The sequence below is a fragment of the Bradyrhizobium sp. STM 3809 genome (assembly GCF_000239795.1).
Classification (GTDB): domain Bacteria; phylum Pseudomonadota; class Alphaproteobacteria; order Rhizobiales; family Xanthobacteraceae; genus Bradyrhizobium.
The window spans coordinates 1-5,566 of the sequence record NZ_CAFJ01000630.1 but is presented as its reverse complement, the minus strand read 5'-3'; the positions used below and the strand labels follow the sequence as shown (position 1 = coordinate 5,566).

The 5,566-nt window shown below is 67.3% G+C and carries 5 protein-coding genes and 1 pseudogene; 4 read left to right on the top strand and 2 right to left on the bottom strand.

The genetic code is table 11. The features are described 5' to 3' along the window. Positions 1 to 93: 93 nt before the first annotated feature. Positions 94 to 315 (bottom strand): DUF2842 domain-containing protein, encoded by a 222-nt coding sequence (locus BRAS3809_RS28155; protein ID WP_008965406.1) that lies wholly within the window; start codon positions 313 to 315, stop codon positions 94 to 96. 102 nt (positions 316 to 417) lie between these two features. Between BRAS3809_RS28155 and BRAS3809_RS28150 the strand changes: the two genes are divergently transcribed. Next, complete coding sequence (locus tag BRAS3809_RS28150; protein ID WP_008965405.1) at positions 418 to 1,506, top strand: COX15/CtaA family protein; 1,089 nt, start codon at positions 418 to 420, stop codon at positions 1,504 to 1,506. A gap of 63 nt (positions 1,507 to 1,569) precedes the next feature. Here the strand turns inward: BRAS3809_RS28150 and BRAS3809_RS28145 are convergent, their stop codons facing one another. Further along, a complete protein-coding gene (locus tag BRAS3809_RS28145) occupies positions 1,570 to 3,057 on the bottom strand; it encodes a DHA2 family efflux MFS transporter permease subunit (RefSeq protein WP_008965404.1) in 1,488 nt (495 codons plus the stop codon). Positions 3,058 to 3,193: 136 nt separating this feature from the next. Here BRAS3809_RS28145 and BRAS3809_RS28140 point away from each other — a divergent pair, with 136 nt between their 5' ends. The 3 genes and pseudogenes from BRAS3809_RS28140 to BRAS3809_RS35240 all read left to right on the top strand — a co-directional run. Continuing rightward, positions 3,194 to 3,442 carry a hypothetical protein gene (locus tag BRAS3809_RS28140; RefSeq protein WP_008965403.1) on the top strand — a complete coding sequence of 83 codons (249 nt, stop codon included), beginning with the start codon at positions 3,194 to 3,196 and terminating at the stop codon, positions 3,440 to 3,442. 253 nt (positions 3,443 to 3,695) lie between these two features. Then, positions 3,696 to 5,183 (top strand): IMP dehydrogenase, encoded by a 1,488-nt coding sequence (guaB, locus tag BRAS3809_RS28135; RefSeq protein WP_008965402.1) that lies wholly within the window; start codon positions 3,696 to 3,698, stop codon positions 5,181 to 5,183. A gap of 183 nt (positions 5,184 to 5,366) precedes the next feature. Beyond that, positions 5,367 to 5,566: pseudogene (locus BRAS3809_RS35240) on the top strand (NADP-dependent oxidoreductase); the annotation flags it as partial.

The window sequence follows — 5,566 nt, the reverse complement described above, 5'->3', positions numbered from 1 at the left end:
TCGCGCTCGCTGCGCGCGCTGAAAGTTCTGATGGCCGGGGTGACCCTGCCGCGCGCCAAGACGACGCCGCAGCCGAAGCTCGATCTCGGCTGATCAGCCCTGCTGCCGCTCGGCGTCCGGGCGCAGCATCCAGCTGACGATCGGCATCGCCGGCAGCACCCAGCCCATGCCGACCACGACGTAATACACCGCCTGCATCCAGCCGGAATTGGCGATCAGCGGAAATTGCGCCAGCACCATGCCCATCATCGACCAGGCGAAGGCGAGCAGCAGCAGCGCGACGGCGCCGATCAGTTTGCGGGTGCGGATCGTCATGACGGGAATGTCAGCCTGCGTTGGGGGCGGCGCGGCTTGCGCGCGAATTCACTGGGATTATAAGGGCCTGACAGCTTAGGTTCAATCGAGCGTTCAACCGCCATGGCCACGGTTCCCGTCACCAAAGATCTCACCGCCATCCGCCTCTGGCTCCTGGTCGTCGCCGGCCTGATCGCGCTGATGGTACTGGTCGGCGGCGCCACCCGGCTGACCGAATCCGGCCTGTCGATCGTCGAATGGAAGCCGGTCACCGGCACCCTGCCGCCGCTCAGCGAGCAGGCCTGGAGCGACGCGTTCGAGGCCTACAAGACGATTCCGCAATACCGGCAGATGAATGTCGGCATGACCCTGCATGATTTCAAGACCATCTTCTGGTGGGAGTGGAGCCACCGGCTGCTCGGCCGTGTCATCGGCATGGTGTATCTGCTGCCATTCCTGTGGTTCCTGTGGCGCGGCGCCGTTGCGGGGCCGCTCGGCCGCCGGCTCTGGGTGATCTTCGGCCTGGGCGCGCTGCAGGGCGCGGTCGGCTGGTGGATGGTGGCCTCGGGCCTGACCGAGCGCACCGAGGTGGCGCCGGTCCGGCTGGCGACGCATCTGTCGCTGGCGCTCCTGATCTTTGCGTCGATCGTCTGGACATTGCGGCGGCTGAAGCCGCGCGAGGAGGCCGAGGCGCCGGCGCGGCTGCGGCTCACCGCCTGGGGGCTGGTCGGCGTCACCTTCGTGCAGCTCTATCTCGGCGCCCTGGTCGCGGGCCTGCGCGCCGGCCTCGTCTACAACACCTGGCCTGAGATCGACGGCGGCCTGATCCCGCAGGCGGCCAATCTGTGGGCCCATGCGCCGTGGTGGATCAATTTGTTCGAGAACCATCTCACGGTGCAGTTCATGCATCGCATGACGGCCTATACGCTGCTGGCGCTGGCCGCTTGGCACGCCTTCGACGTGATGCGCGCGGGCGCCGGCCGCGCCGTCGTGCGCGGCGCCCACAGGCTGCTCGCGGCGATCCTTGTGCAGGCGGTGCTGGGCATCGCGACCTTGCTGATGGTGGTGCCGATCCCGCTCGCGCTGCTGCATCAGGGCACGGCCATCGTCGTGCTGACATTTGCGGTGCTGCAGGCGGAACGGCTGTCGCCGCGGCGGGTCGCTGTGGTTGCTGTACCGCAGGCAGCGGTGGCGGCAGGGCGGGCGGGGTAGGGGCACGTCTTCTCCTTCGTCATCGCGAGCTGTGCTCGCGATGACGAAGCCCGGAGTGGCTTATCATCCCAGCTTCTGATCCCGCGCGTCGTGTGTGGTCTCGCTCGCGGATTTGGTCGCGGCCTTCTCGACGCCTTTCTCGGCGCCCTTGCGGCTGGCGATCGCGGCGACCTTGCGGCCGGAGATCTCGCTGCCGGCATCGTCGGGCATCTGCCAGAACAGGATCGACGACAGTGCCGAGGTGATCGCGACGACGATGAAGGCCGGCGCGAAGGAGCTGGCGGTGAGCTGGCTCGCGCCATGCGCCCACATCGTCGTCTCCACCGAGAACGCGCCGACGGCGACGCCGGCCGAAATCGCGAGCTGCTGGTTGACGCTGGTGAGCGTCGTGGCGCGGCTCATCTGCGCGGTCTCGACCTCGGCATAGGCGACGGTGTTGATCGCGGTGAACTGCAGCGAGCGGAAGAAGCCGCCGACGAACAGGATGATGACGATCAGCAAGAGCGGCGTCGCCGGCGTGAACAGCGCGCAGGCGGCGAGGAAGACCGAGCTGACGACGGCGTTCACCGTCATCAGGTGGCGGAAGCCGAAGGTCTTGATGAGCCGCGCCGCCAGCGCCTTCATGCCCATCGCGCCGGCCGAGGAGCCGAAGGTGACGAGGCCGGACTGGAACGGCGACAGGCCGAAGCCGAGCTGCATCAACAGCGGCAGCAGGAAGGGCAGGGCGCCGATGCCGAGCCGGAACATGAAACCGCCCACGATCGAGGCGCGCAAGGTCGGCAGCCGCAGCAGCGAGAAGTCGAGCACTGGTGAATTGGTCCGCCAGGAGTGCCGCACATACAGCGTCATCGAGATCGCGCCGATGGCGACGAGGCTGCCGACCACCGACCACGGCAGCAGGTTGAGGCCTGCGACCGACAGGCCGAAGGCGAGGCCGGCGAGGCCGATGCCGGCGAGCACCATGCCGGTGAGGTCGAACGGCTCCGGATTGTCGCTCTTGATCGGATCGATGAAGCGCAGCGCCATGATGATGCCGACGATGCCGATCGGGATGTTGATCAGGAAGATCCAGTGCCAGGAGAAATAGGTGGTGATGAAGCCGCCGACTGGCGGCCCGATCACCGGACCGATCAGCGCGGGGATCGTGACCCAGGCCATCGCGCCGACCAGCGCGCTCTTGTCGACGGAGCGCAGCAGCACGAGACGTCCGACCGGCGTCATCATTGCGCCGCCCATGCCCTGCAGGATGCGCGCGAAGACGAAGTTCTCGACGGAGTTGGCGAGCGCGCAGCCGATCGAGCCGATCATGAACACCGCGACCGCACTCGAGAACACCCGTCGCGCGCCGAAGCGGTCGGCGGTCCAGCCGCTCGCTGGGATGAACACCGCGAGCGACAGCAGGTAGGACGTGATCGCGAGCTTCAAGGTCAGCGGGCTGGTGCCGATGTCCCTGGCGATCGCCGGCAGCGAGGTCGCGATGACCGTGGAGTCCATGTTCTCCATGAACAGGGCGGTGGCGACGATCAGCGGAATGATTCGTTGCTTGTTCATCGAATCCAGGGGAGGGAAGAAGGCGGGCCGGCGCGGCGGCTTTAACACCCTGCGACGAATGAGGCCATTGCGTAGCCGGCATAGGCCCCCAAATGCAGCGTGACGCTACAGCGTCGCGCTTGTTGGAGATGTGCCGATGATTGTCCTGCTCGCCGCTTTGGTGCCGCCGCTGGGTCTGCTGCTCAACGGGCAGCCGTTTGCGGCCATCTTCAACCTGTTGCTGTGCGTGGTGTGCCTGGTGCTCGGCCTGTTCTTCCACGTGCTGCTGCTGGTCCCCTCGGCGCACGCCCTGATCGCCGTTCACATGCGGCGCGAGGATCGGCGGCACCGCGAGGTGGTCGACGCGATCCGCCGCTACGGGCCGCCGCCGGGCGCCTGGCGCTAGAGGATGCGGAACTTCTGCCCCGGAATCGGGGCTTTCGCGACGTTTTGTTGCGCGTCAGGGGCCGATCCCAGCCATCCTTCGCAATTGCGGGAGGACGGCGGATCGGCCCTTTGATTCGTCACAGGCCCATGCTATCGACCCGCGTCAACCCCACCGATGGGCTCCGATTCGACGGCGAGGCATGGTCTCGACGGCGGCGCCGCTCATCCGAAATCGAATGGCGGCCGTTTGGGTCGCAGACAAGGAGTTGACGATGGCGACCGTGCAGACACTTCGCGAAGCCTTCACCTTCGACGACGTGCTCTTGAAGCCGGGCCTGTCCGATGTGCTTCCCTCCGAGGTCGACATCCGCTCGCGCGTGACGCGCGAGATCCCGCTGAACATCCCGATCATGGCCTCCGCCATGGATACCGTCACCGAGGCGCGCATGGCGATCGCGATGGCGCAGGCCGGCGGTGTCGGGGTCATTCACCGCAATTTCGATCCCGAGGGCCAGGCCGCCCAGGTGCGCCAGGTCAAGAAGTTCGAATCCGGCATGGTGGTGAACCCGCTGACCATCGCGCCGGACGCGACGCTCGCCGATGCGCTGGCGCTGATGAAGGATTACGGCTTCTCCGGCATCCCCGTGGTGACGGGCGGCGGCAAGGGCATCCCCGGCAAGCTGGTCGGTATCCTCACCAACCGCGACGTGCGCTTCGCCACCGATCCGCGGCAGAAGATCTCCGAGCTGATGACGCATGAGAACCTCGTCACCGTGCGCGAGGGCGTCGGCCAGGACGAGGCCAAGAAGATCCTGCACAAGCACCGCATCGAGAAGCTGCTCGTCGTCGACGATCAGTATCGCTGCGTCGGCCTGATCACCGTCAAGGACATGGAGAAGGCGGTCGCGCATCCGCTCGCCTGCAAGGACGCGCAGGGCCGCTTGCGCGTCGCCGCCGCGACGACCGTGGGCGAGGGCGGCTTTGAGCGCACCGAGAAGCTGATCGAGGCCGGCGTCGACCTCGTCGTGGTCGACACCGCGCACGGCCATTCCTCGCGCGTGCTGGAAGCCGTCAACCGCATCAAGCGCATCTCCAACGCGGTGCAGGTGATCGCCGGCAACATCGCCACCCGCGACGGCGCGCAGGCGCTGATCGATGCCGGCGCTGACGCCGTCAAGGTCGGCATCGGCCCGGGCTCGATCTGCACCACCCGCATCGTCGCCGGCGTCGGCGTGCCGCAGCTCACCGCGATCATGGATGCGGTGGAAGCGGCCAAGAAGGCCGACGTGCCCGTCATCGCCGACGGCGGCATCAAGTTCTCCGGCGACCTCGCCAAGGCGCTCGCCGCCGGCGCCGATGTCGCCATGGTCGGCTCGCTGCTCGCCGGCACCGACGAGACTCCCGGCGAAGTGTTCCTGTGGCAGGGCCGCTCCTACAAGGCCTATCGCGGCATGGGCTCGGTCGGCGCGATGGCCCGCGGCTCGGCAGACCGCTACTTCCAGCAGGACATCAAGGACACGCTCAAGCTCGTGCCGGAAGGCATCGAGGGCCAGGTGCCCTACAAGGGCCCGGTCGGCAACGTCATGCACCAGCTCGCCGGGGGCCTGCGCGCCGCCATGGGCTATGTCGGTGCCAAGACGCTGGAAGACTTCCACAGCAAGGCCGAATTCGTCCGCATCACCGGCGCCGGCCTGCGCGAAAGCCACGTCCACGACGTGACCATCACGCGCGAAAGCCCGAACTATCCGGGCGGGGCGTAAGCTCGACGGAGTTCGCGGCCGTCCTTCGAGACGCGCGCCCAAGTGGGCGCGCTCCTCAGGACGAGGAGTCTTTGCGCAGCGAAGCTTTCAACCCTCATGGTGAGGAGCGCCGCCCTTGCGGCGCGTCTCGAACCATGAGGCCCCAATCAACGTTCTCGGTCATAACAAAGAAGAGGAAACACCATGTCCCAAGGATCATCACAAGCCAAGCGCATCGTGCTCGCCGCGCGTCCCGTCGGCGAGCCCCAGCCCAGCGATTTCCGCCTCGAGGATTTTGCCGTGCCGACGCCCGGCGCCGGCGAGGTGCTGCTGCGCACGATCTGGCTGTCGCTCGATCCCTACATGCGCGGCCGCATGAGCGACGGGCCGTCCTACGCCCAGCC